This window comes from Mesorhizobium sp. SEMIA396, from assembly GCF_024518615.1.
In the GTDB taxonomy this organism is placed as follows: Bacteria; Pseudomonadota; Alphaproteobacteria; order Rhizobiales; family Rhizobiaceae; genus Mesorhizobium.
In genome coordinates, this window is sequence record NZ_JANIFC010000015.1 from 152059 (window position 1) to 178232 (window position 26174).

Below are 26174 nucleotides of genomic sequence, written 5' to 3' on the forward strand. Positions count from 1 at the left end.
ATGCTCAAACAAGAAGTAGAGCCCCGTTCCGACTCCTCGGATTGGGGCGGTACCTAGCGTTTGCCGCTTCGCGGCTGTAACTCATGGCCATGATCAACGTTTTGCGTTCGCCCGATTTCCAGCAGAGCCAGAGATTGCGCCTCAACACGCTGATCCGGTTGCGCTGGCTTGCCATTGTCGGTCAGAGCCTGACGGTGCTCGTCGTCGCCTATGGGCTGAAGTTTCCGCTGCCGGTCAGCCTCTGCTTTGCCCTGATCGCCTGTTCGGCATGGATGAACCTGTTTCTCGCCTTCCGCTTTCCGGCGGCGCACCGGCTCACGCCGCTTGCCGCCTTCGGCATCCTCATCTTCGACAGCCTGCAGCTTGCCGGCCTGCTCTATATGACCGGTGGCCTCACCAACCCGTTCTCGCTGCTCATGACCGTGCCTGTCGTCATTTCGGCGACATCGCTGCCCCTGCGCCTGACCGCCATCCTCGGCGGGCTGGTCATGTCGGCGGCGACCTTTCTGGTCTTTGTCCATCTGCCGCTGCCCTGGCATGAGGACGCGCCGCTGGCGATGCCTTTTCTCTACGTCGCCGGCATGTGGATGGCGGTGCTGTCCTCGATCGCCTTCACCGCCATATATGCCTTCCGGGTGGCCGCCGAAGCCCGGCTTCTGGCCAATGCGCTCGCTGCAACGGAGCTGGTGCTGCAGCGCGAGCAGCACCTTTCGGCACTCGACGGGCTGGCCGCCGCGGCCGCGCATGAGCTCGGCACGCCGCTCGCCACCATCGCGCTTGTCGCCAAGGAGATGGAAAAGGCGCTCGGCAAGGATGCGAAATATGGGGAAGACGTAACGCTGTTGCGTTCGCAGAGCGAGCGCTGCCGCGAGATTCTCAAGCGGCTGACCAGCCTGTCCTCCGAGGGCGAGGCGCATCTTTCTCGGCTGCCATTGACCTCGCTGGTCGAGGAGGTCACCGCGCCGCACCGGGACTTCGGCATCTCGATCAAGCTTCGGCCCGGCGAACGCATCGGCCCCGAGCCGGTCGGGCGGCGCAATCCGGGCGTCATCTACGGCCTCGGCAATTTGGTCGAGAACGCCGTCGATTTCGCCCGCAAAAGCGTCACCGTGCACTGGAGCTGGGACGAGGCCACCGTCACCTTCTCGATCATCGATGACGGCCCCGGCTTTCCGGCCGAGATCATCGACCGCATCGGCGAGCCCTATATGTCGACGCGCCAGGGCAATGAAACCGGCGGCGGTCTGGGCCTCGGCCTGTTCATCGCCAAGACCCTGCTCGAACGCTCCGGTGCCGTGCTCGATTTCCGCAATTCCAGCGGCCTGGGCGAGGGCGCCATGGTACAGATATCGTGGCCGCGTGGTGTGTTCCTCAATCCGGAAATCACTTCGGCCAGCATGTTCGACACCGCCTGAGAGCCTTGAAGGACCTCTAAAAATTGGACAATCGGGCTCAGGAACTATATTTGCGTAAAATTAAGGCAGCAGGAATTTTGAGACTATGACAGGCGACGAGAATATTGGCGCAATGGTTGAAGGCGAGGACACCTCGCTGCTTGTCGTCGATGACGACAAGCCGTTCCTCACGCGTCTGGCCCGCGCCATGGAAGCCAGGGGCTTCGTGGTCGAGACGGCCGAGAGCGTCGAGGAGGCGGTTGCCAAGGCGCGCGCCAATCCACCCGCCTACGCTGTAGTCGACATGCGGCTCGGCGACGGCAACGGCCTCGACGTGGTCGCGGCCATCCGCGAAAAGCGCGAGGATTCCCGCACCATCATCCTGACCGGCTATGGCAACATCGCCACCGCGGTGACCGCGGTGAAGCTCGGTGCGGTCGATTATCTCTCCAAGCCCGCCGACGCCGATGATATCTTCGCTGCACTCACCCGCACCGCCGGCGAGCGCGCGGCGCCGCCTGAAAACCCGATGTCGGCCGACCGCGTCCGTTGGGAGCATATCCAGCGCGTCTATGAGATGTGCGAGCGCAACGTCTCCGAGACAGCGCGCCGGCTCAACATGCACCGCCGCACCTTGCAGCGCATACTGGCCAAGCGCGCGCCGCGTTAGGATCGCAGGGTGTCGCTTGGGGCCAAGTTTGTAACCAGCGGCGGAGAGAGCCCAATCGCCGAAGTCAGCGCCGCCCCTCATCGCCCTGCCGGGCACTTCTCCCCGTATAGTGACGGGGAGAAGTGGCTAGCCGCACCTAGGCGTAATTTCTGTAACGTTGGTGATTGGCGAAATCATAAATGACAGCGTCCCTCTCCCCGTCACTATACGGGGAGAGGATGCCGGCAGGCAGGTGAGGGGCGGCGCTAGCGCTTGGACAATGAAGCCCGCCAAACAGGCGGCTTAACGGAGGCGACATGCAGGATCTGAAGCAGCGGCCGGTTTCCGTCTTCCGCGAATTCCTCGATAGCGAAGCGGCCGGCGGCATCATCCTGATGGTGGCGGCGGCACTGGCCCTGATCGTCGCCAATTCGCCGCTCGCCGAAACCTATTTCTCCGCCCTCCACGCCTATCTCGGCCCGCTCAGTGTCTCGCATTGGGTCAATGACGGGCTGATGGCGGTGTTCTTCCTGCTCGTCGGACTGGAGATCAAGCGCGAGATGCTGGACGGCCAGCTCTCCACCTGGCCCCGGCGCGTGCTGCCCGGCATCGCCGCCGCCGGCGGCATGCTGGTTCCGGCACTCGTCTATGTCGCCGTCAACCGCAACAATGCGGCCGCCCTGTCCGGCTGGGCGATCCCGACCGCCACCGATATCGCTTTCGCGCTCGGCGTGCTGTCGCTGCTCGGCAGCCGCGTGCCGGCTTCGCTGAAGGTGTTCCTCACAGCCCTTGCCATCATCGACGACCTCGGTGCCGTCATTATCATCGCCATCTTCTACACCAGCGGCCTTTCGCTGGCTTATCTGGGTGCTGCCTTCGCCGTCATTGCCGCGCTTGTCGTGCTCAACCGCATGCGGGTGATGACGCTGGTTCCCTATCTCGTGCTCGGCGTCATCCTGTGGGTGCTGGTTCTGAAATCCGGCGTCCATGCCACGCTCGCCGGCGTGGCGCTGGCGCTGACCATCCCGCTTGAGCGTTCCGCCGGGATCGGCCACGATCTCGACCGTTCGCCCCTGCACCGGCTCGAGCACGGCCTGCACAAGATTGTGGCCTTCGTCGTCATCCCGATCTTTGGCTTTGCCAATGCCGGCGTTTCGCTCGCCGGTCTCAGCGTCAGTGCGCTGATCGAGCCGTTGACGCTGGGTGTCGCCGCCGGCCTGGTGGTCGGCAAGTTGGTCGGCGTGTTCGGCTCCTCGGCCCTTGCCATCCGGCTCGGTCTTGCCGACCTGCCAGCCAATGCAGGCTGGACGCACATGATCGGCATATCGCTGCTGTGCGGCATCGGCTTCACCATGAGCCTGTTCATCGGCCTGCTCGCCTTCGCCGGCGACGTGGCGCTGCAGGACGCGGTCAAGGTCGGCATCCTCGCCGGTTCCTTCATCGCCGCTATCCTGGGCGCTGCCGTGCTGCTCATGGCGCCCGCCAGGGGTGGCGTGGAGGACGGTGAAGAGTAGAGGCAGTCTTAGGACTTGGGGGACAATCGCTACTCGCTCTCACCCTCCAGCGCCGGCACCGACACGCCGGCAAGCTCTGCCGCCAGCAGCCGCGAAGCGCCGGCCCGCGCGATCCGCAGCATCAGCGCTTTGCGCGTTGCCGCTGCCATGCGGTGCTCGGGCGCATCGCGCAGGATCTCGGCGCCGTAGCCGTCGGAGAGGATGAAGCCGCACTCCTGGGGAAATATCTCCGAGGGCACGCCGGGATGGGTGGCGAAGAAGAAGCGGTCGGAATGCAGCCGGTAGTCGGGCCATTTGCGGTCGACCCTGAAATCCTCGATCGAGGATTTGATCTCGATGATCCAGATATCGCCCTGCCGGGTCAGCGCGACGAGGTCGGCGCGGCGGCCCGTGGCCAGCGACAGTTCGGGCAACACATGTGCGCCCATATCCATGAGCAGCCGCTGTACGCCGCGCCGCACCAGCATGGCGCGTTCGGACTGGCGGCCGTCGATGAGAGGATTGATGAGGATGGGGGAGATGATCGGCATGCCAGGCACCATGCCAGATTTTGTTCACGGTTTGAACCTGTTTTATGCAGACGATTGTATATTCGATATACCCGGATATACCCAAAAGAAGTCAGGCATTGATCCTTGAAAGATTGAGTTTGCGGTGCGTACCGTCGCTTCCATGGGGACGGGTGACGCAAAATCGAACACTAAAGAAGGCCAACAAGTATGGGCCTTTGACCTTGACGCTCTGCGCAAGGCTTTCAGAAAGTCCGTTCGGGAGCATAAAGTCACGGCGGCTGATTGGGCGGAACACGCCAAGCAGTTCCTCGAAAAACAAAGAGATCGTCAGCGCGAATCGACTTGATATGCCGCGCCGATCAATTTCCATTTAGTAACCCTAAGATAGCAGAAAAAAGTCTTTGCGCGTTACCAACCAAAGTCAGATGCAACCGCTTCAGTTCCGCGAATGTCGAATTGCATAAGCAGGGAGACGTCACTTCGACATTTCCGTGAAGGCGCAACCCATCTGCGGGTGGCGCATGGCTTTCTGTAAATTAGCTAAAGCTAATTTAAGTGAAAGGTGATATTTTGGAAGCAGCCGGGGCTCCCCCAATACACCCCGCTCCGGTCAGGCCCGGTGGCGGTCCACCCAAAGGAAGGCTACCGGGCCGATCCCTGCAACCAACCGGTGATCCGCTCGTTGATCCCATGCCGGGTTGATCCCCCGGCACTCCAGGACCTGCCCGCTGCCGAGGGGCGGCGGGCCTTTTTTGCCGATTGGATTCAAGCCCGCAGCGATAGCGAAGGCTCCGGCGGATGCCGGAGCCTTCGCGTTTGGTGATCCCGTCAGAAGTGGATCCAGAAGGATCTGCGGAAACATCTGCGGCGCCAAGAACCATTGCGCCAATAGCGACGGCAAACCCGCCTCCACCCGCGTCGGCGACGGCGGCGGTGCCATCTGCGGTGCCGCACGAACTCGACGCCGTCCTGAACATCGGGACCATCCGGGCCGAGAATGTCGTCGGATGGTTTGTCGAGCTCATCGAGAATGCCGGGCCCCGTATCAGGGATGCCGGCCAGGGCGGTGGCAGGACGCGCGATTGCGACGACGGTCGCAGCCCCTGCAAGCCCAAGCATTCCAGTCAGAAACAATCGCCGATCCATGCCAACCTCCATCGTTGATCATTGCGACAAGGGAAGACATAGAGCGGCAGATTGACGCGCCCAGATGCCGAAGAAAATTGGGTCAATCCCCCTGCCGTGCCGGCGGCGGATCTTTTTAGCGGTCTCTGACAATCCACGCGGCCAAATGCGCCTGTTCCCAGGGATCATTCCTCCGACAAGCCGGTCGCCGTTGCGTCCGTTTCAATGCTCACCGGCACGCCCTGGCGCAGGGAGTTGCTGACCGTGGAAATCGCCGCGGCCCTTGTGATGATCTCCGCCGGGTCGGAGCCGTCCAGTGTCGTGCATGAAACCTTCATGATTGACGAGGTCGCGAGCAAAGGCTTGCCTTCGAGGTTCAGCGTGACGGTCACCGCGATCTTGTTGAGCGTTACACCCATTTCCTCGGCGACGTAGCGAAGGTCGTTGCAGAAGCAGCCGCCGATCGCCAGGGCGAGCAGTTGGCCGCCATTGAAGCACAGGCCCATGCCGCCGGCCTTGCCTTCGGGCCGGTCGACGATGATCGTGTGGCCGCCGGCCCAGCCCATGGCGGCTTGCGTGTCCTCCACATTGCGCAGTTCGACGGTCATCGAGACCATTGCGGATGTCCTCCCGGCAGGAGTCGACCAGGCGTCGGGCCTCGTCGACGTAGAGTCATTATGCAGGCGCAGAGGCGACCTTGTCGCTGGGCAACGCCGCCCCCGCCATGTCATCAAGGATCGGACAATCCGGCCTTTCGTCGCCGTGGCAGGCATGGATCAGTTTCTGCAGCGTCGAGCGCATCGACTGCAGCTCGCGCACTTTCTCCTCGATCGCCGTGACATGGGCGGCGGCAATTTCGCGCACGTTCTGGCTGGCGCGGCTGCGATCCTGGTAAAGCGCCATCAACTGGCGGCAATCGTCGATGGAAAAGCCGAGATTGCGCGCGCGGCGCAGGAAGGCCAGCCGGTGGATGTCGTCTCCGGAATAATCGCGGTAGCCGTTGGCGGCGCGCGCCGGGGCGATCAGGCCGATCTCTTCATAGTAGCGGATGGTCTTGGCCGGCAGGCCGGAGCGGTGGGCGGCGTCACCGACATTCATGACGGTTCTCCTCGATTTCCAGGAGCCCATGGAGCAGGCCCCTTGAATTTGCTTCACAATCCTGTGAGTCCTGTTGCCAAAATGCCATAGTGATACGCTTACCGGTACGTCAAGGCAGGCATATAGGCATCGCGCGCTTGGCAAGCAAAGCAAATGCCAGCATGAATGATGATGAGAGAGCGGCCGACTCGTGCCGCCGAAGTTGGGCGGGGCACCGGATCACCTGATGCGCATGAAGTCGTTTGCAATCATCGCCGCACTGGCGCTCTCCACTGCTATCGCCGGTTGCAGCACCATCGGCTCGCAGATATTCTCCAACAACTACGGCGCGGTCACCGACGCAGGTTATCAGCTGCCGCGCATCCCGATCGAGAAAGTGCCGATGAAGTACCATCGGCAGGAAGTGAACTACGACAGCCCGGAAAAGCCGGGCACGATCATCGTCGATACGCAGAACAAGTTCCTCTACTTCATCGAGGGCGACGGAAGGGCCATTCGCTACGGCATCGGCGTCGGCCGCGAGGGCTTCGAGTGGCATGGCACCGCCCACATTGCGCTCAAGCGCGAATGGCCGACCTGGACGCCGCCGAGGCAGATGATCCAGCGCCAGCCGGAATTGGAAAAGTTTGCCGGCGGCATGCAGCCGGGCCTGAAGAACCCGCTCGGCGCGCGCGCCATGTACCTGTTCAACAAGGGCGGTGATTCAGGCTATCGCCTGCATGGCAGCCCGGAGTGGAATTCGATCGGCAAGGCGATGTCGTCTGGCTGCATCCGCCTGATGAATCAGGACATTATCGACCTCTATGACCGCGCCTCGGTCGGCGCCAAGGTCATCGTTCTCTAGAGGCAGTTTTCGTACGCGGACCGTCTAGGCAACAACGGACGTCCCAAGCAGAAAACCGGGCAATTCGGCCCGGTTTTTTGTTGTTTGCGCGATGCGACGCCTGCTCGGTGGTCAGGACACCGCCGAGAACGAGGTGGGAGCCAAGATTTGGTTGGTGATTGTCTCGGTGATCTGGCCGTCACGCTCGGAATCTTCCCGCGCCTGTGTCCAGGCCGGGTCCTTCACGAACGCCGTCCAGCGCTCTTCGCGTTCGGCCAGCGATTCCCATGCCAGCATGTAGGTCAGGTCGTTGTTCGAAGCACCGATCAGCGTGGTAAAGAAACCCGCTTGGCGGATACCGTGCTTTTCCCATAATTTGAGGGTGATCTTGTCGAAGCGATCAAGAAGCGCCGGCAAGCGTCCCGGCAAAGCCCGGTAAACCCGAAGTTCGTAGATCACTTTGGAGTTCCTTCTGATCGATGCGCCGGAAGCGAAGAAATCGGACCAGATGGTCAGTGGGGTAGAATCATCAAAGGGGCGTCAGGAGACCTGTTCGACCTGCTGCACTTCCGGCACGAAATGGCGCAGAAGGTTCTGGATGCCGTGCTTCAGCGTCGCCGTCGATGACGGGCAGCCGGCGCATGCGCCCTTCATGTGCAGGAACACCGTGCCATTCTCGAAGCCGCGGAAGGTGATGTCGCCGCCATCCTGGGCGACCGCCGGACGCACCCGTGTATCGAGCAGTTCCTTGATGGTGATGACCAGCTCCTCGTCGGCTTTGTCGTAGAACTCACCGGTCTGGCTGGTCTCGGCGGCCGGGCCGGCCTTGGCCATGACGGGCGCGCCGGACATGAAATGCTCCATGATGGCGCCGAGGATCGCCGGCTTCAAATGCTGCCAGTCGGGGCCATCCTTGGTCACGGTGATGAAGTCATAGCCGAAGAAAACGCCGGTGACGCCAGGAATTTCGAACAGCCGGCCGGCCAGCGGCGAGGCAACGGCGGCGCTGTCGGCATCGCGGAAATCGGCGGTGCCTTCCAGAAGCACTTCCTTGCCGGGCAGGAATTTCAGCGTCGCCGGGTTTGGCGTCGATTCGGTCTGGATGAACATGGCCGTCTCCGTGCCCGTTTGGGCATCTAGTTTGGAACAATTCTAAATAGGCTCAATTGGCTGGACATTCAAGCGAAACGCATCGTCGGAACAGCTGGCTGGCGGAATGTTTTTCCGCGCCCATCATCGGACCGGCATCACCTGAAGAGCAGAATCTCAGGCCAGGCTGTCGATTTCCTCGTCCGACAGGTTCTGCGGCACGACAGTCACCGGGATCGGGAAGGCGGCACCCTTGCCGGCCACGGCGCCGACCAGTGGCCCCGGGCCTTCCTTGCCCGCACCGGCGGCCAGCACCAGGATGGCGATGTCCTGGTCTTCCTCGATCAATTTGTGGATCTCTTCCGTCGGCTTGCCTTCGCGCACCACCATCTCGGGCTCGATGCCGAGCTTCTGGCGCACCTTGTTGGCATAGCTGTCGAGCGCGGCGCGCGCCGTGGCGTTGGCTTCCTCGCGCATGATCTTCTCGACACCCAGCCAATGCTGGAAATCGTCCGGCACGATGACATAGAGCAGCACCAGCGTGCCGCTGGTGCTCTGCGCCCGTTTCGAGGCGTAGGCGACGGCGCGCTCGCATTCCGGCGTGTCGTCGATGATCGTCAGGAATTTCCTGCGATGGCCGGCTTCGCGGCTGAGGCGTTTGGAGACCATGTCTATCTACTCGGTGTCTTGCGGCGCAATCTGCCACTGCGGGGGACCGGCGGCAAGCCGCCGGCCTTGTGCCAGTGCACCCGATGTCGCGATCAGCCCTGCAGCAGGCCGATAATGTCGCGCACCGTCTTCATCGTCGCTTCGGCCAGCACGCCGGCGCGCTCGCCGCCATCCTTGAGCACCGCGTCGACATAGGCGCGGTCATCCGAAATGCGGCGCATCTCGCTGGCGATCGGCGCCAGTTTTTCCACTGCAAGATCGGCCAAGGCCGGCTTGAACACGGAAAACTGCTGGCCGGCGAATTCCTTGAGTACATCCGCCTTCGATATCTCGGCGAGACCCGCATAGATGCCGACCAGGTTCTCCGCCTCGGGCCGGCCGGCCAGGCCGTCCAGCTCGCTCGGCAACGCTTCCGGGTCGGTCTTGGCCTTGCGGATCTTCTTCGAGATGTCGTCGGCATCGTCGGTCAGGTTGATGCGCGACAAATCCGACGGGTCCGATTTGGACATTTTCTTGGAGCCGTCGCGCAGCGACATGATGCGCGCCGCCGGCCCGCCGATGACCGGCTCGGTCAGCGGGAAATAGCCGTTGACGGTCTCTTCGCCGACCTGCATCTCGACGCCGACGCCAAGGGCCGCGATGCGGTCGGAGAAGTCGTTGTTGAATTTCTGCGCGATGTCGCGGGTGAGTTCCAGATGCTGCTTCTGGTCCTCGCCCACCGGCACGTGGGTGGCACGGTAGAGCAGGATGTCGGCAGCCATCAGCGAAGGATAGGCAAGCAGGCCGAGCGAGGCGTTCTCGCGATCCTTGCCGGCCTTGTCCTTGAACTGCGTCATGCGGTTCATCCAGCCGATGCGCGCCACGCAATTGAAGATCCAGGCGAGCTCGGCGTGCTGCATGACCCGCGACTGGTTGAAGACGATGTGCTTCTTCGGGTCGATGCCCGAGGCCAGGAACGCAGCGGTGATCGACCGCGTCTGATCGGCTAGGTCTTCATAAACGAGTTGGGCTGTCAGCGAATGCAGGTCGACGACGCAATAGATGCAATCGGAGGTGTCCTGCAGGGCAACGAATTTCTTGATGGCGCCGAGATAGTTGCCGAGATGCAGATTGCCGGTCGGCTGGACACCGGAAAAGACGAGTGGCTTGAAGGCGGTCATGATTGTCCTCATGGCTTGTGGAGGGCCGTATAAGCGTGATTCCGAAAAGTTGCAGACTTTTCGGAGCCAATCGCGCGGCTGGAAACCGCGCGCGGCGAAAGTCTTGCGACGGCGCGCTTATGGACGAAGACGGCGCTGCGATCAAGACGGCGCTGCGGGCGTGTCGGGCGCTCTACTCGTCCAGGTCGGTCTTTGCGACCGGTGGCGCCGACTTGCCCGATCCCCGCTTGACGTTGCGTCGGATCATGCCGAAATCGGCACCGCCTGTGGCGAAGGCGGTGATGAAATAAAGCAGCGCTCCGCCGGCAACCAGCGACAGCAGCGTCGTCGCCTTGACCACCAGCGGCGAGCCCGGCCCTAGCCTGACGGCGAACCAGTGCTCGGCAAAATAGAGTGCCGCCCCCATTACGGCCGCCGACAGCACCAGCCGTGGAATGCGCTTCATCAGCGGCACGTCGCGCCCCCAATGGCCGCGCCGGATCAAGACGCCGAGCAGCATCACCGCGTTGACCCAGCCGGCGACGGCCGAGGCCACCGCGATGCCGGGCGCGCCCATCCGTGGAAACAGCGTCAGCGCCGTGGTGACGTTCACCGCCACCGAGATGGCGGCAAAGATCATCGGCGTGCGCGTGTCCTCGCGGGCGAAATAGCCTGGGGTGAACGCCTTGATCAGGACGAAGGCCGGCAGGCCGAGGCCGAAGATCGCCAGGATCGCCGCCACCGTCGGCGTCGAGCCGTTGGCGGCGAATGCGCCGCGCTCATAGACCAGCCGCACGATCGGCTCCGACATCACCCAGAGTGCCGCGGCTGCCGGCAGGGTAAGGAACAGCGTGAACTCGACCGAGCGGTTCTGCAGATTGGCCGCCTCGATCAGATTGCCCGACTTCAGCGCCCGCGACAATTCGGGCAACAGCACGATCGCCACCGCAACACCGACCACGCCGAGCGGCAACTGGTAGATGCGGTCGGCATAGGCGAGCGAGGATACCGCGCTGTTCTGCGCCGAGGCGATCGCCGTGCCGATCAGCTGGTTGATCTGGGTGATGCCGCCGGTGATGGCCGCCGGCAGCGCCAGGATCAGCAGCCGCTTGACCGCGGGCGTCATTTTCGGCCGGCGGAAGCCGATCGAGATGCCGGCGTGGCGCACCGCCACCCAGACGATCGCCAGTTGCACCAGTCCGGCGGCAAGCACGCCCCAGGACAGCCCGTAGCCGACGGTGAGGGCATCCGAGCCCTTATACCAGGCATAGGCGAGCACGCCGATCAGGATGATGTTGAGGAACACCGGTGCCACCGCGGCGGCGAAATAGCGGCGCAGCGAATTCAGCATGCCCGCCATCATCGCGCCCAGCGACATGCAGATCAGATAGGGAAACATGATCGTCGCCAGCGTCACCGTGGTGTCGAACTTCCCCGGCGTGCCGGCAAAACCCGGCGCCACCAGATAGCGCACGATCAGCGGCATCGACAGTTCCATGATGATCGTCAGCGCCAGCAGCGCCGTGAACAGCACGCCGAACACTTCCTCGGAAAAGCGCTTGGCGCCTTCGGTACCGTGGGTCTCGATCTCCTTGGCGAACAGCGGCACGAAGGCGGCGTTGAAGGCGCCTTCGGCAAACAGCCGGCGAAAGGTGTTGGGAAACTGGAAAGCGGCGTTGAAGGCATCGGCGACCGGTCCGGTACCGAGTGCGGCGGCCATCAGCATCTCGCGGCCGAAACCGAGCGCGCGGCTCATCAGCGTGCCGGAAGCGACCGTTGCGAATTTCTTGACGAGGCTCATGCTTTTGGGAACTGCCTGCGAAATTGGGACGAAGTGATGGTCGTTGTCACTCGGCCGCCGCCCTGGACTTGCCGCCGCGTTCGGGCACGATGCCTTCGAGCGTTGCCATCAGCCGATTGCGGATGGTGGCGATGCGGGCCGGGCTGTCTATCTTCTGGCCAGTGAGATCGGTGACATAGAAAGTGTCGATGACCTTTTCGCCGAAGGTGGTGATGTGGGCCGATGCGATGTCGAGCGACAGGTCGGAAAGCGTTCCGGTGATCTCCGACAGCAGTCCCGGCCGGTCGAGGCCCTCGACCTCGATGACCGAAAAACGGTTCGACAGCGTGTTGCGGATTTCGGCGCGCGGCGGGATCTTGAACACCTTGGAGCCGCGCCGCGGCTTGGTGCGCTTCTCGATCATTTCCGGCAGCCAGCTCTTGCCCGACAGCACGTCCTCGATCAGCCGGCCGACACGCTCGGCACGCCGGCGCTCATCCTCGTCGCGATCGAATTCTCTGCTGATCAGGATCGTGTCGAGGGCGCGGCCATCCGACGTCGTGAAGATCTGCGCGTCGACAATGTTGCCGCCGGCTCCGGCGCAAGCCCCGGCGATGACCGAGAGCAGACGGGGGTGGTCCTGCGCCAGCACGGTGATTTCGGTCACCGCCTCGAACTGGTGGGTCTTGACCATGGTGGCAAGCTTGTTGCCTGACACGTCGGCTTCGCGGATGAACTCGGCATGGCGCAACTGGTCTGCGAGATCGACGGTCAAAAGGTAATTCTCGTAGTGTTGGCCGACATAGCGCTTGCGGGCTTTGTCCGGCCAGTCGGCAAGCGCCTCGGCCAGGCGCTCGCGCGCCGCCGCCGTGCGCTGCGCGCGCGACACTTCCGAAAACCCGCCGGTCAGCAGCAATTCGGTCTCGTAGTAGAGCGTGCGCAGCAGCTGGCCCTTCCAGCCGTTCCAGACACCGGGTCCGACGCCCCTGATGTCGCAGACGGTGAGGATCAAAAGCAGCTTCAGCCGCTCGACCGACTGCACGATCGCGGCAAAATCCTCGATGGTCTTGCGGTCGTTGAGGTCGCGGGTCTGCGCCGTCATCGACATCACGAGGTGGTTCTCGACCAGCCAGGCCACGGTTTCGGTATCGGCAGGCGACAGCCCCATATGCGGGCAGATGCGACGGGCGATCCTGGCCCCGGCCTCGGAATGGTCCTCCGGCCTGCCTTTGGCGATGTCGTGCAGCAGTACGGCGACATAGAGCGCCTCGCGGCTCTTCTTCAGGCCCGGCATCAGCGTGTGCGACAAGGGGTGGACCTTTTCGCCGTCGCCGCGCTCGATCTCGGCCAGCACGCCGATGCAGCGGATCAGATGCTCGTCCACCGTGTAGTGGTGGTACATCGAGAACTGCATCATGGCGACGATCTTGCCGAAATCCGGGATCAGCCTGCCGAGCAGTCCGGCTTCGTTCATGCGACGCAGATTGAGTTCGGCATTGCGATCCGAGGTCAATATGTCGAGGAACAGCCGGTTGGCCTCCTCGTCGCGCCGCAGCGACTTGTTGACCAGGCCGAGCGAACGGGTCAGCAGCTTCAGCGCGTCAGGGTGGAATTCCAGACCGTGCTTGTCGGCGAACCAGAACAGCCTGAGCAGATTGACCGGATCGCGCTCGAACACCTGGTCGTCGGCGATGTTGATGCGGTGGTTGTCGACAATGAAGTCGGAAGTACCGGCCAGCTTGCGCTTGCGCCTGGAGAAAGTCAGGAAGATGCGGTTGAAGCCAGGTACGTGCTTGGCCTGCTCCTCCTCGAGCGCGGCGCAGAAGATGCGGGTCAGGTCGCCGACGTCCTTGGCAACGAGAAAGTAGTGCTTCATGAAGCGCTCGACCGCCGACAGGCCGGGGTGTGTGGTGTAGCCGAGCCGTTCGGCGATCTCGCGCTGGATGTCGAAATGCAACCGCTCTTCGGCCTTGCCGGTGAGGAAATGCATGTGGCAGCGTACCGCCCACAGGAAATCCTCGGCCTTCTGGAACTCGCGGTATTCGCCCTCGGTGAAGACGCCCTTGTCGACCAGTTCCTCACCGGTGCGCACCCGATAGAAATATTTGCCGATCCAAAACAGCGTCTGCAGGTCGCGCAGGCCGCCCTTGCCGTCCTTGACGTTGGGCTCGACCAGATAGCGGCTTTCGCCGGCCTTGGCATGGCGGTCATCGCGTTCGGCAAGCTTGGCCTGGACATATTCGGGGCCGGTCGTGCGCACCACCTCATGGTCGAACCGCAGCATCAGTTCATCATAGAGCTTTTCCTCGCCCCACAGGAAACGTGCTTCGAGGATCGAGGTGCGAATGGTGACATCGGTGCGCGACAGGCGCAGGCATTCGTCGATGTTACGGGTGGCGTGGCCGACCTTCAGCCCCAGGTCCCACAGCATGTAGAGCATGTATTCGACTGTCTGTTCGCCCCACGGCGTCTGCTTGTAGGGCAGCAGGAACAGAAGGTCGATGTCGGATCCGGGCGCCAGCGTTCCACGGCCGTAGCCGCCGACAGCGACAACGGCCATGCGCTCCGCCGAAGACGGGTTCTTGACCCGGTAGACATGGGTGACGGCGAAATCGTAAAGCGCCCGGATGATCTCGTCCATGAGGTGCGACAGCCGCGCCGCGCAGGCGCTGCCGCCGCCATCGTCCATCAGCATGCGTTCGGCAATGGCGCGCCCTTCCGCCAGTCGTCCCTTGAGCAGTTGGAGCACGCCATTGCGCGCGACCTGCCCGGAGCCGTCGCCCGCCGTGGCCGCGGTCAGCGCGGTCATCTCGCGGCGCAAGGCTTCGCCGTCGATCAATTCGTCGAGCTTCAGGGAGATTCTTGCCATATACCCAGCCGGCCTTGCCGTTTCGGCGGCGTCTATAGCGCGTTTTCGCGGCGCTGGGTATGGGGCGTTGAAAGCCGGTTCAAGACCCGGCTGAGCTCTGGCTCGGATAAGTAAATGGAATGACCATTCTCCGCTTCAGTCGACAGAAATCGGCAATGCGCTTGCCTATTCGCCGAGCCTCGGCTTTTACCTTCGCTATGGCTGTCTTTCTGCGTCTCCCGGTCCCGGCGGCGCACTGGATATCGCGCTTTTCCCTGAGCAGGCTTGGCAATTGGAGCGCCCTGTCGCCAAGGAACTGATCTTGTGCGCAGAGCGCAGGAACAAGCTGATAGATCGTCTCGCCTCGCAAAACCGAAAACTCGGGGTTGAAGACAAGGTCGTCGACAGCGATGCCGATCTCCTCTGTGGCCTTGATCAGGTCGAGCGCGGTTTGCCTGGAGATGATGTAGCCGGCGGTTCCTATATGTCCGGCGTCGAGTTTGGATGTGGAAAAGCCGTGACCGATGGCAATGCGCTTGCGTCGGATCACGGTCTTGCAAAAATAGCTTTCGAGCTTGACGACTTCGGCATCGGCTGGAATCCAGTCGCTGTCGCGAAGCAATGCGCCGGCTTTCGCGGCAAAGACGATGTCGTCCTCGAAGATTGCCCCGTAGCGAGCGTCGCCTTGCGCGATGGCGGCCCAGCAGGCCCGGTGACTGAGCAGGCAGGCGATCTCGCCGTCAGTCAATGGCAGCCTGTTCCGATATCCGACATTTTGTGGCAGCTGGTCCAGGTCCGGCCGATCCCGTGCGTCGATGGCCTGAACGCGTTCGAATGGGACGCCGATGCGGACAAACTCCGCCGTCACACGGGCAAGGCGATCGGGAGACCGATCGAGATTGATGACCAGACGCTTCATTGCCAAAGAAAATCTCACCCCCGGGACGCTCGCTCTCTAGCAGGCGTGGTGTTGCCGCGTGATACTTTTTTTGGGGAGGATGGACGCGCCGTCGACCGGAAAAGAAAGTCGAAACAGCCCTTGACCTTCCAGTTACTGGAAGCCCTATCTCCGCGTCACACACCGACCCATCGAGGCATTTTCGAATGACGCATTCCGATCACGATCATCACGCGCATGGTAGCTGCTGCTCGACAAAAGGCGCCGTGCCCACCACGAAGAGCGTCGTCCGCGACCCGGTCTGCGGCATGACTGTCGATCCGGTCGCCGGCAAGCCGACGGCCGAGCATGATGGCCATCCCTATCATTTCTGCAGCCAGGGCTGCCGCGCGAAATTCGTCGCCGAGCCGGAAAAATTCCTGACGGCCACCGATCCGGTTTGCGGTATGAGCGTCGACCGCGCGACAGCCAGGCACTTTGCCCGCCACGAAGGCCAGGGCTTTTACTTCTGCTCGGCCGCCTGCCAGGCGAAATTCGAGGCGGAGCCGCAAAAATATCTCGGCGACAGGCCGGCACCGCAGCCGATGCCCAAAGGCACGCAATACACCTGCCCGATGCATCCCGAAATCATCCGCGACAAGCCAGGATCCTGCCCGATCTGTGGCATGGCGCTGGAGCCGATGGGCGTACCAACGGGCGATGAAGGGCCAAATCCCGAGCTGGTCGATTTCACCAGGCGGTTCTGGGTGAGCGCTGCCTTGTCGATCCCCCTTCTGATCATCGCCATGGCACCCATGATCGGCCTGACGTTTGAAGGTCTGGTCGAGGACCGGGCAAAAGTCTGGATCGAACTGGTCCTGGCAAGTCCGGTGGTGCTTTGGGCCGCCTTCCCCTTCTTCCACCGCGGCTGGGACTCGCTCGTCAACCGCAGCCCCAACATGTGGACGCTGATCTCGCTCGGCGTTGGTGCTGCCTATCTCTACAGCGTCGTCGCCACGCTGTTTCCGGATATCTTTCCGCATCAGTTCCGCGGCCATGGCGGTGCGGTACCGGTCTATTTCGAGGCTGCTGCCGTCATCGTTGCGCTGGTCTTCCTTGGCCAGGTGCTGGAGCTCCGCGCCCGTGAAAAGACCGGCTCGGCAATCCGCGCATTGCTTGATCTCGCGCCGAAGACCGCGCGGCTGATCGCCGCCGACGGTTCCGAAAGCGATGTGCCGCTCGATGCGGTCAAAGCCGGCGATCGCCTGCGCATACGCCCCGGTGACGCCGTGCCGGTCGATGGCACGGTGCTGGAAGGGCGATCCTCGATCGACGAATCGATGATCACGGGCGAGCCGTTGCCGGTCGAGAAGGTCGAGGGCGATGCGCTGACCGGCGGCACCCTCAACAAGAATGGTGCGCTGATCATGCGCGCTGAGAAGGTCGGCGCCGAGACGACGCTGGCGCGCATCGTCGATCTCGTCGCCAAGGCGCAGCGCTCGCGCGCCCCGATTCAAGGGTTGGCCGATCGCGTTTCTTTCTACTTTGTCCCGGCCGTCGTCCTTGTCGCGATTGTCGCTTTCATCGCCTGGGCCGTGTTTGGACCCGAGCCCAGCCTGATCTTTGCCATCGTCTCCGCGGTGTCGGTGCTGATCATCGCTTGCCCCTGTGCGCTCGGCCTCGCCACGCCGATGTCGATCATGACCGCAACCGGGCGCGGAGCGCATGCCGGCGTGCTGATCAAGGAGGCCGCAGCACTCGAACGCTTCGCTTCCGTCGACAAGCTGATCGTCGACAAAACGGGTACGCTGACCGAAGGCCGGCCGAAACTGACCGATGTCGTCACGGCAAACGGCTTCTCCGAAGAGGAATTGCTGGCGCTTGCCGCCGGTCTGGAGAAGGGGTCGGAGCATCCGCTGGCTGAAGCCATCGTCGACGGCGCTGCTACACGCGGCGTGACCGTTGCCGAGGCCAGCGCCTTCGAGGCGGTCACCGGCAAGGGCGTGTCCGGTTCGGTCTCGGGAAAGACGGTCGCGCTCGGCAATGCTGCGATGATGGCGGACCTTGGCGTCGACATCGCATCCATCTCGGCCAAGGCCGAGGCGCTGCAGCTCGAAGGCAAGACGGCGATGTTCGTCGCTGTCGACAAGAAGCTGGCCGGCATCGTCGCCGTCGCCGACCCTATCAAGGCAACGACGGCCGAGGCGATCAAGGCTCTGCATGAAAGCGGCTTGCGCATCATCATGGCGACCGGCGACAATGAACGCACGGCCAACGCGATCGCCAGAAGCCTCGGCATCGACGAGGTCCGCGCCGGCCTGCTGCCGGAACAGAAGGCAGCCCTTGTCGAGGAACTGCGCGCAACAGGCGCCGGTGTTGCCATGGCCGGCGACGGCGTCAACGATGCACCAGCGCTTGCAGCTGCCGATGTCGGCATCGCCATGGGCACTGGCGCCGATGTCGCTGTCGAAAGCGCCGGTATCACTCTGGTCAAGGGCGACCTCAACGGTATCGTGCGCGCCCGCACGCTGGCGCAGGCGACGATCCGCAACATCCGCCAGAACCTGTTCTTTGCCTTCCTCTACAATGTGCTTGGCGTGCCGGTCGCCGCCGGCGTGCTCTATCCGCTCACCGGCACGCTTCTGTCGCCGATGCTGGCGGCGGCGGCGATGAGCCTGTCTTCGGTGTCGGTGATCGCAAACGCGTTGCGGCTGAGAACATTGAAACTCTGATCCAAGCCCCCAAATACGAAACCCATCCAACAGGAGACCATGAATGACCTTCGCCAAAAAACTCGTTCTGCTGCTGATGGCGGCCGGAATGCTGGTTACCGTCTTCCTCGAAAGCGTTCCGGCGCAAAGCGAAGAGATGAAACACGACATGGGCGCCATGGCGGCGGATGCGACCAGCCCTTCGACGGAAGGCTACAAGGCGGCGATGGACAAGATGCATGCCGACATGATGGCGTCCGACTATACCGGCAATGCCGATGTCGATTTCGTCAGAGGCATGATCCCGCACCATCAGGGTGCGATCGACATGGCCAAGGTCGAACTCGCCAATGGCAAGGATCCGGAAATCCGCAAGCTGGCCGAAGGCGTCATCGCCGCGCAGGAAGCCGAGATCAAGCAGATGCAGGCCTGGCTCGCCGCCCATCCGGTGAAGTAAGTCTTCAGCCATCGTCAGCGCGGCGAGAACGCCTCTGGATTTCTCGTCCAGCCTGTGATGCGATCGGCCTAAATGGAGCCCGCAATGCCGTCGACCATCAGAACCACCAAACTGCCCTCAGGCGAAGCCGTTCAGGTGCTTGGCCAGGGCACATGGAAGATGGGCGAAGATATCAGTCGCCGCGCCGATGAGGTGAATGCCCTCAAGCTCGGCCTCGACCTCGGCATCACGCTGATCGACACCGCTGAAATGTATGCCGGCGGCGGCGCCGAGGAGGTGGTGGCCGAGGCCATTGCCGGGCGCCGCGACGAGACCTTCCTGGTCTCGAAAGTTCTGCCATCGAACGCTTCGCGCGTGGGCGTGCAGCGCGCCTGCGAAAACAGCCTGAAACGCCTGCGCACCGACCGCATCGATCTCTATCTGCTGCATTGGCCCGGCAGCGTGCCTCTGGCCGAAACGGTCGCGGCTTTCGAGACCCTGAAAAAGGCCGGCAAGATCCGCCACTGGGGCGTCAGCAATTTCGACACCGACGAGATGGAAGAGCTGACCGGCCTGCCCGACGGCAACAATGTCCAGACCAACCAGGTGCTCTACAATCTGGTCCGGCGCGGCCTCGAATTCGACCTGGCACCCTGGAGCCTGCAACGCGGCATTCCGCTGACGGCCTATTCGCCAGTCGAGCAAGGCGCGCTGGCGCGCAATGCCAGGCTCGACGCCGTCGCTGCCCGCCACAATGCGACCCCGGCGCAAATCGCCCTGGCCTGGGTGATGCAACAGGAGGGCATCATCGCCATCCCCAAGGCCAGCAGCCAGGAACATGTCCGCCAGAATGTCGCCGCGCTCGACATCAAGCTGACGCCGCAGGACATCACCGATCTCGACCGCGCCTTCCCTCCACCAGCGCGCAAGCGCGGGTTGGAGATGATCTGACTATGTCCCCGCCAGCCCCTTCAGCCGGTAGAGCGCTTCCAGCGCCTCCCGTGGCGTCATCTCGTCGGGATTGATCTCGCCCAGCGCCGCCCCCAGCACATCACTTTTCACCGGCTTCGACGCTTCCCGCTTCACCGCCACCGAAAACAGCGGCAAATCGTCCACCAGCCGGTTCGTCTTGCCCGAAACCTCACCTTCCTCAAGCTGGTGCAGCACTTCCTTGGCGCGGTCGACCACCGCCTCCGGCAGGCCGGCCAGCCGTGCCACCTGCACCCCGTAGGAGCGGTCGGCGGCCCCCTTGCCGACCTCGTGCAGGAAGACGACGTCGTTCTCCCATTCCTTGACCCGCATGGTCACGTTGGAGAGCCGCGCCAGCTTGCCGGCCAGCGAGGTCATTTCGTGAAAGTGAGTGGCGAAGATCGCCCGGCAGCGGTTCTTCTCATGCAGATACTCGACTGCCGCCCACGCGATCGACAGGCCGTCGAAAGTGGCGGTGCCGCGGCCGATCTCGTCGAGGATCACCAGTGCGCGCTCGCCGGCCTGGTTGAGGATCGCCGCCGTCTCGACCATCTCGACCATGAAGGTCGAGCGGCCGCGCGCCAGATCGTCCGAGGCGCCGACCCGCGAGAACAGCCGGTCGACGACGCCGATATGGGCCGATGTCGCCGGCACGAAGGAGCCGGTCTGGGCCAGGATGGCGATCAGTGCGTTCTGCCGCAGGAACGTCGACTTGCCGCCCATGTTCGGGCCGGTCAGGAGCCAGATCGCACCGTTCTTGGCGCTGCCCTCCGGCGACAGGTCGCAATCATTGGCGACGAACGGGCCATCGCCGGAACGGCGAAGCGCTTGTTCGACCACGGGATGCCGCCCCCCCGCAATTTCGAAGGCGAGGCTCGAATCCACCACTGGTCGGCACCAGGCTTCGCTTTCCGAAAGCAGCGCGAGCGCCGCCGAGACATCGAGCACAGCCAGCGCATCGGCACCGGCGCGGATCTTCTCCGCCTCGCCGACCGCTTCCGCCGTCAGCGCGTCGAAGGCGGCCAGTTCGATGTTGAGCGCCCGGTCGGCGGCATTGGCGATCTTGGTCTCGAGTTCGGCAAGCTCGGTCGTGGTAAAGCGCATGGCGTTGGCCATGGTCTGACGGTGGATGAAGCGCGCCTTGGCGCCGTCGCTGCCGGTCATCACCGCATGATGGTTGGCGGTCACCTCGATATAGTAGCCAAGCACATTATTGTGCCGGATTTTCAGCGAGCGGATGCCGGTCTCGTCGATCAGCGAGCGCTCCAGCCCGGCGATCACCTTTCGCGATTCGTCGCGCAGCGCCCGCATCTCGTCGAGATCGGCATGGTAGCCGCCGCGCAAGAAGCCGCCATCGCGCTTGAGCAGCGGCAGTTCGTCGCCAAGCGCCTGCGTCAGATGCTGGGCCAGCGCCTGGGGCAGAGCATGGATGGCGGCCAATGCCGCCGCAAGTTCCGGGGGCAGGGCGGTGGCGGCAAAGATTTCGGCGATCGCGCCTGCTGCCTCGAAGCCGGCGCGCAGCGCGCCAAGGTCGCGCGGCCCACCCCGGTTGAGCGCCAGCCTCGACAGTGCGCGCGGCATGTCGGCAACGCTCTTCAGGCTCGACCGCACCGCTTGGCAGAGCCGCGTTTCGGAACGGAAGAACGACACCGAATCCAGCCTGGCGCCGATGGCCGCGGGATCGGTCAGCGGCGCCATCAGCCGGTCGGCGAGCAGCCTTGCGCCGCCGCCGGTCACCGTGCGGTCGATCGCCTTGAACAGCGACCCTTCGCGGCTGCCCGACAGTGTGCGCAGCAGTTCCAGATTGCCGCGTGTCGCCGGATCGATGAACAGGGTCGAGCCCTGCTCTTCGCGCTCGGGCCGCGACAGCGGCGGGCGCTCGGCCTTCTGCGTCTTCTCGACATAGGCGATGGCGCCGGAGATCGCCGACAGTTCGGCGCGCGAAAAGGCGCCAAAGCTATCCGGTGTCGCCACATCGAAGAAGCGGGCGATGCGTCCCGTGGCCGATGCCGAATCAAACAGCGACGGCGGCTGCGGGCTGGCGACGCGGCCGAGCACGTCGAACACCGGCTTCAACTCCGGATCGTGGAACACCGGCTCGGCGACGATCAGCTCGCGCGGATCGACTCGGAAGATGTCGGCCAGCAGCCGGTCGGCGGTGGTATCGGTGACGCGGAAGGCGCCGGTCGAGATGTCGATCCAGGCCAGCGCGAAACTGTGATCGGCTCCGCCCTTCACCCGCCCCAGCGCCATCAGGAAACTCGATTCCGAGGGCGCCAGCAATTTGTCCTCGGTGATGGTGCCCGGTGTCACCAGCCGCACGACGTCGCGGCGCACCACCGATTTGCCGCCGCGTTTCTTGGCCTCGGCCGGATCCTCGATCTGTTCGCAGACGGCGACGCGGAAACCCTGGCCGATCAGCTTTTGCAGATAGTCGTCGGCGGCATGCACCGGCACCCCGCACATCGGGATGTCGAGCCCTTGATACTTGCCGCGCTTGGTCAGCACGATGCCGAGCGCCCGGCTCGCCTTCTCGGCATCGTCGAAGAACAGCTCGTAGAAATCGCCCATGCGATAGAACAGCAGCGAATCGGGGTTCGCCGCCTTGATCTCGATAAATTGCTCGATCATCGGCGTGGCGCCGGCGTGGACGGTCGGCGCCGGCGTCATCGCCTCGGGGGCGTCTGGCTCGTTCGGGCTGTGCATGTTCATGCGCGGCACGCTAGCAGATGTGATGATGCGGTTTAATGCCGGCGCTTCGAAAAACGGGGGACGACGGGACGGCAGCTTGTCCGCAATTGCCGATGCGGACCGCGATTCCAGCGCGCGGGCGGTTTACACGCGGCGGCGCGTGGTCTTAATTCGGACCGAAACAAAGCACCCGCTTCAAGGAGGTGCTGCACCGGTGAGGAAATCAAGAACATCATGGCCAGGAAAACCGAGAACAGCGGTCCGTCCGTCAGTGCGCAGGAAGCGCTCGAATTCCACGCCATGGGTCGGCCGGGCAAGCTGGAGGTCGTCGCCACCAAGCCGATGGCGACGCAACGCGACCTCAGCCTCGCCTATTCGCCTGGTGTCGCGGTTCCGGTCCTGGCCATCGCCGAAGACCCCTCGCGCGCCTTCGACTACACGACGCGCGGCAACATGGTCGCCGTCATCTCCAACGGCACGGCCATCCTCGGTCTAGGCAATCTCGGCGCGCTGGCCTCCAAGCCGGTGATGGAGGGCAAGGCGGTGCTGTTCAAGCGCTTCGCCGATGTCGATTCCATCGACCTCGAGGTCGACACCGAGGACGCCGACGAATTCATCAACTGCGTGCGGTTCCTCGGGCCCTCTTTCGGCGGCATCAACCTCGAGGACATCAAGGCGCCGGAGTGCTTCATCATCGAGCAGCGCCTGCGCGAATTGATGGACATTCCCGTCTTTCACGACGACCAGCACGGCACCGCGATCATCTCGGCCGCCGGCCTGATCAACGCGCTGGAGATCACCGGTCGCGACATGAAGACCACAAAAATGGTCTGCAACGGCGCTGGTGCGGCCGGCATCGCCTGCATCGAGCTGATGAAGGCGATGGGCTTTGCGCCGGAAAACATCATCCTGTGCGACACGAAGGGCGTCGTTTTCCAAGGCCGCACCGAAGGCATGAACCAGTGGAAATCGGCGCATGCGGTCAAGACCGAGGCGCGCAGCCTCGCCGAGGCACTCGATGGCGCCGACGTCTTCCTCGGCCTCTCCGCCAAGGGCGCGCTGACCACTGCCATGGTGCAGTCGATGGCCAAGAACCCGATCATCTTCGCCATGGCCAATCCCGACCCGGAAATCACGCCGGAGGAGGTCGCCGAGATCCGCACCGACGCCATCATGGCCACCGGGCGTTCTGATTATCCCAACCAGGTCAACAACGTGCTCGGCTTTCCCTACATCTTCCGCGGCGCGCTTGATGTCAGGGCAACCACCATCAATGACGACATGAAGATCGCCGCCGCGCAGGCGCTGGCGGCATTGGCGCGCCAGGATGTGCCCGACGATGTCGCCGCCGCTTATCAGGGCAACCGGCCGAAATTCGGCCCCAACTACATCATCCCGGTGCCGTTCGACCCGCGCCTGATCTCGGCCATCCCGATCGCGGTCGCCAAGGCGGCGATGGACTCAGGCGTCGCCCGCAAGCCGATCCTCGATCTCGACCGTTACGCGCAGGAGCTGTCGGCCCGCCGCGACCCGATCGCCTCGACCCTGCAGCGCATCTACGACCGCGTGCGCCGCCAGCCCAAGCGCATCGTTTTCGCCGAGGGCGAGGAGGAGCAGGTCATGCGCGCCGCCGTCTCCTATGTGAACCAGCGGCTCGGCACCGCCATCCTGCTCGGACGCGACGACGTCATCAAGGAGAACGCCAAGCACGCCGGCATCGACCTCAACAAGCAAGGCATCGAGATCATCAATGCAAGGCTGTCGCGCCGCAACGGCATCTACACCGACTATCTCTACGAGCGCATGCAGCGCAAAGGCTTCCTGTTCCGCGACTGCCAGCGGCTGATCAACAACGACCGCAACCACTTTGCCGCCTGCATGGTGGCGCTGGGCGACGCCGACGGCATCGTCACCGGTGTCACCCGCAACTATTCGACCGCGCTCGACGACATCCGCCGCGTCATCGACGCCAAGCCCGGCCACCGCGTCATCGGCGTCTCGATCGTGCTGGCGCGAGGCAAGACCGTGCTGGTCGCCGACACCGCCGTGCACGATATGCCGAATGCCGAGCAGATCGCCGACATCGCCGAGGAGGCCGCGGGCTTTGCCCGCCGCATGGGTTATGAGCCGAGGCTCGCCATGCTCGCCTATTCCACCTTCGGCCATCCACAGGGCGAGCGCTCCGAACGCGTCCAGGAAGCGGTGCGCATCCTCGACAAGCGCCGCGTCGATTTCGAATATGACGGCGAAATGGCCGCCGACGTGGCGCTCAACGCGCGGGCCATGGCGCAATATCCGTTCATAAGGCTGACCGGCCCGGCCAATGTGCTGATCATGCCGGCGTTCCACTCGGCTTCGATCTCGACCAAGATGCTGCAGGAACTCGGCGGCTCGACGGTGATCGGCCCGCTGCTGGTCGGGCTGAACAAGCCGGTGCAGATCGTGTCGCTGAATGCCAAGGACTCGGACATCGTCAACATGGCGGCGATCGCGGCCTATACGGCGGGGACTTGAGCGGCGAGCCTTAGCGGTGAGTCCGGGAGGCGTTCAGCCCGGCGCGAACACGCGCGCAGCCTCGACGACCTCGTCCACCTGATCCTGCCGCAGCAAGTCGATCGGGACGCGCCCGTCGAGTTGCGCCGAGGGCCGCGTCAGCCACAGCCATGCGAGCCTTGGATTGGTGATCAGCGACAGCACGTCGCGAATGCCTGCAACCGGCCGTCCATCGACGAACTGCGCCAGCGGGAAGACATGTTTGCGGCCGCCCTTGCGCAAGGCGATGACCTCGCCCCGCCGCTGCCAGCGGTGCAGGGTCGAGCGGGCGATACGCAAATTCTCTTCCAGATAGGTCGAGCCGGCGACGCGGCCCGCCCAGTCCTCGATCAGCATCGATTCGAGATCGTCGGATTTTGGCAGCGAAGGAGGCTCGACATCGATCAATGGGGTCGTCGGCGGATTGATCACGCCGGCTATACCGGCTTCGCTGCGGCGCGCGGCTTCCGCCGCCAGCGCGCGCACGAATTTCGAGGCCAGGCCGGGCAGGTCGGCATGGATGGCGTCGATAGCGCGCTGGTGCTTCGGTGACAGCAAGGTGACGGCGGACGCTATGCTGCCGGCGATTTTGCCGACCGAGACCATGGTGGGCTTGTTGATGGCCTCGTCATAGTGGGCAAGCGCGCGTTCGACGTCTTCGGCGACCATCTCGGCGAAGTCGTCCTGCTTGAGGCCCTGGAGCTGAAATCTGTTCATACATCTGTCTTCTGGGCCGCGCTCTCCTCCCACAGCTGCGGCCGGCTGTTGAATCTCTAGAGCGGAAAGCGGAAATCGCGACGGCAACGAATCCGGCCGCCCGACAGCATGCTGTCTAGCATTTCTTGACACCCCAACTGGCTGAGGGCGCACCGAAATGTCAGTCGCGGGACGCCCGGATTGCGTGTAGGTGCGATGTATGACAGCCGCGCGACGGTGAGGGGCGGAGGCGGCCTTCCCTTCTCCCCCTGTGGGAGAAGGTGGATTGGCGCGCAGCGCCAAGACGGTTGAGGGGTGTTGGACGGAGTACCGTCAGTGCCAAGCTGGAGCACCCCTCATCCGTCGCCTTCGGCGACACCTTCTCCCACAGGGGGAGAAGGGAAGAGCTTTCCCTACAGCAACCCCGCCTGCTCAGCCTCGCGGCGCAGATTCTGCCGTGGCCTGGGGCCGATCTGCTGGATCACCAAGCCGGCCGCCAGTGAGCCAAGGTCGCCGCAAGTCTGCAGGTCGCGGCCTTGCGTGTAGCCATGCAGGAAGCCGGCGGCATAGAGATCGCCGGCGCCCGTCGTGTCGACCAGTTCCTTGATGGCGGTCGCCTTGA

The 26174-nt window shown here is 63.6% G+C and carries 23 protein-coding genes; 9 read left to right on the forward strand and 14 right to left on the reverse strand.

Annotation, left to right across the window (positions count from 1 at the left end; all coding sequences use genetic code 11):
- The first annotated feature begins 83 nt into the window (after positions 1–83).
- The 3 genes from NP503_RS29425 to nhaA all read left to right on the forward strand — a co-directional run bounded on the left by NP503_RS29425 (position 84) and on the right by nhaA (position 3557).
- Positions 84–1415 (forward strand): ActS/PrrB/RegB family redox-sensitive histidine kinase, encoded by a 1332-nt coding sequence (locus NP503_RS29425; protein WP_127269931.1) that lies wholly within the window; start codon positions 84–86, stop codon positions 1413–1415.
- A gap of 85 nt (positions 1416–1500) precedes the next feature.
- Positions 1501–2064 carry an ActR/PrrA/RegA family redox response regulator transcription factor gene (locus NP503_RS29430; RefSeq protein ID WP_013528072.1) on the forward strand — a complete coding sequence of 188 codons (564 nt, stop codon included), beginning with the start codon at positions 1501–1503 and terminating at the stop codon, positions 2062–2064.
- A gap of 296 nt (positions 2065–2360) precedes the next feature.
- Positions 2361–3557, forward strand: coding sequence for a Na+/H+ antiporter NhaA (gene nhaA / locus NP503_RS29435; RefSeq protein WP_127271565.1), 1197 nt, complete (start codon positions 2361–2363; stop codon positions 3555–3557).
- Between the two features lie 29 nt (positions 3558–3586).
- On the opposite strand, the gene NP503_RS29440 is transcribed toward nhaA, so the two are convergent.
- Together NP503_RS29440 and NP503_RS29445 are read right to left on the reverse strand one after the other, a co-directional pair.
- Positions 3587–4087, reverse strand: a complete 501-nt coding sequence (locus tag NP503_RS29440) for an MmcB family DNA repair protein (protein WP_050596738.1) — start codon at positions 4085–4087, stop codon at positions 3587–3589.
- A gap of 91 nt (positions 4088–4178) precedes the next feature.
- Positions 4179–4439 carry a hypothetical protein gene (locus tag NP503_RS29445; protein WP_127271563.1) on the reverse strand — a complete coding sequence of 87 codons (261 nt, stop codon included), beginning with the start codon at positions 4437–4439 and terminating at the stop codon, positions 4179–4181.
- Positions 4440–4867: 428 nt separating this feature from the next.
- Here NP503_RS29445 and NP503_RS29450 point away from each other — a divergent pair, with 428 nt between their 5' ends.
- On the forward strand, positions 4868–5233 hold the full coding sequence (locus NP503_RS29450) for a hypothetical protein (RefSeq protein WP_164752309.1): 366 nt from the start codon (positions 4868–4870) through the stop codon (positions 5231–5233).
- Positions 5234–5379: 146 nt separating this feature from the next.
- Here the strand turns inward: NP503_RS29450 and NP503_RS29455 are convergent, their stop codons facing one another.
- Together NP503_RS29455 and cueR are read right to left on the reverse strand one after the other, a co-directional pair.
- Entirely contained in the window at positions 5380–5811 is a 432-nt protein-coding gene (locus NP503_RS29455) for an OsmC family protein (RefSeq protein ID WP_127269478.1), read from the reverse strand.
- Positions 5812–5869: 58 nt separating this feature from the next.
- Complete coding sequence (gene cueR / locus NP503_RS29460; protein WP_127269477.1) at positions 5870–6292, reverse strand: Cu(I)-responsive transcriptional regulator; 423 nt, start codon at positions 6290–6292, stop codon at positions 5870–5872.
- Between the two features lie 226 nt (positions 6293–6518).
- Between cueR and NP503_RS29465 the strand changes: the two genes are divergently transcribed.
- Positions 6519–7136 (forward strand): L,D-transpeptidase, encoded by a 618-nt coding sequence (locus NP503_RS29465; protein ID WP_127269476.1) that lies wholly within the window; start codon positions 6519–6521, stop codon positions 7134–7136.
- Positions 7137–7247: 111 nt separating this feature from the next.
- On the opposite strand, the gene NP503_RS29470 is transcribed toward NP503_RS29465, so the two are convergent.
- The 7 genes from NP503_RS29470 to NP503_RS29500 form a co-directional block, all read right to left on the reverse strand.
- Positions 7248–7574, reverse strand: a complete 327-nt coding sequence (locus tag NP503_RS29470; protein ID WP_127269475.1) for an NIPSNAP family protein — start codon at positions 7572–7574, stop codon at positions 7248–7250.
- Between the two features lie 81 nt (positions 7575–7655).
- A complete protein-coding gene (locus tag NP503_RS29475; protein ID WP_023811631.1) occupies positions 7656–8225 on the reverse strand; it encodes a NifU family protein in 570 nt (189 codons plus the stop codon).
- 156 nt (positions 8226–8381) lie between these two features.
- Positions 8382–8873, reverse strand: coding sequence for a universal stress protein (locus NP503_RS29480; protein ID WP_013528063.1), 492 nt, complete (start codon positions 8871–8873; stop codon positions 8382–8384).
- A 92-nt stretch (positions 8874–8965) separates the two neighbouring features.
- A complete protein-coding gene (trpS, locus tag NP503_RS29485) occupies positions 8966–10033 on the reverse strand; it encodes a tryptophan--tRNA ligase (RefSeq protein ID WP_127256391.1) in 1068 nt (355 codons plus the stop codon).
- Between the two features lie 172 nt (positions 10034–10205).
- Positions 10206–11813 (reverse strand): murein biosynthesis integral membrane protein MurJ, encoded by a 1608-nt coding sequence (murJ, locus tag NP503_RS29490; protein ID WP_127271141.1) that lies wholly within the window; start codon positions 11811–11813, stop codon positions 10206–10208.
- 46 nt (positions 11814–11859) lie between these two features.
- Positions 11860–14661 (reverse strand): [protein-PII] uridylyltransferase, encoded by a 2802-nt coding sequence (locus NP503_RS29495; protein ID WP_127271558.1) that lies wholly within the window; start codon positions 14659–14661, stop codon positions 11860–11862.
- Between the two features lie 79 nt (positions 14662–14740).
- Positions 14741–15508, reverse strand: coding sequence for a glycosyltransferase family 25 protein (locus NP503_RS29500; protein ID WP_372958893.1), 768 nt, complete (start codon positions 15506–15508; stop codon positions 14741–14743).
- A gap of 236 nt (positions 15509–15744) precedes the next feature.
- On the opposite strand from NP503_RS29500, the gene NP503_RS29505 reads away from it, so the two are divergent.
- The 3 genes from NP503_RS29505 (at position 15745) to NP503_RS29515 (ending at position 19615) form a co-directional block, all read left to right on the forward strand.
- Positions 15745–18249, forward strand: coding sequence for a heavy metal translocating P-type ATPase (locus NP503_RS29505; protein WP_127276217.1), 2505 nt, complete (start codon positions 15745–15747; stop codon positions 18247–18249).
- 43 nt (positions 18250–18292) lie between these two features.
- On the forward strand, positions 18293–18685 hold the full coding sequence (locus tag NP503_RS29510) for a DUF305 domain-containing protein (protein WP_127271334.1): 393 nt from the start codon (positions 18293–18295) through the stop codon (positions 18683–18685).
- Positions 18686–18769: 84 nt separating this feature from the next.
- Positions 18770–19615, forward strand: coding sequence for an aldo/keto reductase (locus NP503_RS29515; protein WP_127271333.1), 846 nt, complete (start codon positions 18770–18772; stop codon positions 19613–19615).
- Here NP503_RS29515 and mutS read toward each other — a convergent pair whose 3' ends face one another.
- Complete coding sequence (gene mutS / locus NP503_RS29520; RefSeq protein WP_127273353.1) at positions 19616–22345, reverse strand: DNA mismatch repair protein MutS; 2730 nt, start codon at positions 22343–22345, stop codon at positions 19616–19618.
- 213 nt (positions 22346–22558) lie between these two features.
- Between mutS and NP503_RS29525 the strand changes: the two genes are divergently transcribed.
- Positions 22559–24838: an NADP-dependent malic enzyme gene (locus tag NP503_RS29525; protein WP_127266636.1), complete on the forward strand. Its 2280-nt coding sequence runs from the start codon at positions 22559–22561 to the stop codon at positions 24836–24838.
- Positions 24839–24871: 33 nt separating this feature from the next.
- On the opposite strand, the gene NP503_RS29530 is transcribed toward NP503_RS29525, so the two are convergent.
- Positions 24872–25573, reverse strand: coding sequence for an antitoxin Xre/MbcA/ParS toxin-binding domain-containing protein (locus NP503_RS29530; RefSeq protein WP_127266637.1), 702 nt, complete (start codon positions 25571–25573; stop codon positions 24872–24874).
- Between the two features lie 392 nt (positions 25574–25965).
- A partial coding sequence (locus NP503_RS29535) for a PfkB family carbohydrate kinase (protein WP_245463583.1) occupies positions 25966–26174 on the reverse strand: 209 nt, incomplete at its 5' end.

Excerpts from the sequence above, each read along its gene's own strand:
- NP503_RS29425 (WP_127269931.1), top strand. The coding sequence starts at position 84 with ATGGCCATGATCAACGTTTTGCGTTCGCCCGATTTCCAGCAGAGCCAG.
- NP503_RS29430 (WP_013528072.1), top strand. The coding sequence starts at position 1,501 with ATGACAGGCGACGAGAATATTGGCGCAATGGTTGAAGGCGAGGACACC.
- nhaA (WP_127271565.1), top strand. The coding sequence starts at position 2,361 with ATGCAGGATCTGAAGCAGCGGCCGGTTTCCGTCTTCCGCGAATTCCTC.
- NP503_RS29440 (WP_050596738.1), bottom strand. The coding sequence starts at position 4,087 with ATGCCGATCATCTCCCCCATCCTCATCAATCCTCTCATCGACGGCCGC.
- NP503_RS29445 (WP_127271563.1), bottom strand. The coding sequence starts at position 4,439 with ATGGAAATTGATCGGCGCGGCATATCAAGTCGATTCGCGCTGACGATC.
- NP503_RS29450 (WP_164752309.1), top strand. The coding sequence starts at position 4,868 with ATGCCGGAGCCTTCGCGTTTGGTGATCCCGTCAGAAGTGGATCCAGAA.
- NP503_RS29455 (WP_127269478.1), bottom strand. The coding sequence starts at position 5,811 with ATGGTCTCGATGACCGTCGAACTGCGCAATGTGGAGGACACGCAAGCC.
- cueR (WP_127269477.1), bottom strand. The coding sequence starts at position 6,292 with ATGAATGTCGGTGACGCCGCCCACCGCTCCGGCCTGCCGGCCAAGACC.
- NP503_RS29465 (WP_127269476.1), top strand. The coding sequence starts at position 6,519 with ATGCGCATGAAGTCGTTTGCAATCATCGCCGCACTGGCGCTCTCCACT.
- NP503_RS29475 (WP_023811631.1), bottom strand. The coding sequence starts at position 8,225 with ATGTTCATCCAGACCGAATCGACGCCAAACCCGGCGACGCTGAAATTC.
- NP503_RS29480 (WP_013528063.1), bottom strand. The coding sequence starts at position 8,873 with ATGGTCTCCAAACGCCTCAGCCGCGAAGCCGGCCATCGCAGGAAATTC.
- trpS (WP_127256391.1), bottom strand. The coding sequence starts at position 10,033 with ATGACCGCCTTCAAGCCACTCGTCTTTTCCGGTGTCCAGCCGACCGGC.
- murJ (WP_127271141.1), bottom strand. The coding sequence starts at position 11,813 with ATGAGCCTCGTCAAGAAATTCGCAACGGTCGCTTCCGGCACGCTGATG.
- NP503_RS29495 (WP_127271558.1), bottom strand. The coding sequence starts at position 14,661 with ATGGCAAGAATCTCCCTGAAGCTCGACGAATTGATCGACGGCGAAGCC.
- NP503_RS29505 (WP_127276217.1), top strand. The coding sequence starts at position 15,745 with ATGACGCATTCCGATCACGATCATCACGCGCATGGTAGCTGCTGCTCG.
- NP503_RS29510 (WP_127271334.1), top strand. The coding sequence starts at position 18,293 with ATGACCTTCGCCAAAAAACTCGTTCTGCTGCTGATGGCGGCCGGAATG.
- NP503_RS29515 (WP_127271333.1), top strand. The coding sequence starts at position 18,770 with ATGCCGTCGACCATCAGAACCACCAAACTGCCCTCAGGCGAAGCCGTT.
- mutS (WP_127273353.1), bottom strand. The coding sequence starts at position 22,345 with ATGAACATGCACAGCCCGAACGAGCCAGACGCCCCCGAGGCGATGACG.
- NP503_RS29525 (WP_127266636.1), top strand. The coding sequence starts at position 22,559 with ATGGCCAGGAAAACCGAGAACAGCGGTCCGTCCGTCAGTGCGCAGGAA.
- NP503_RS29530 (WP_127266637.1), bottom strand. The coding sequence starts at position 25,573 with ATGAACAGATTTCAGCTCCAGGGCCTCAAGCAGGACGACTTCGCCGAG.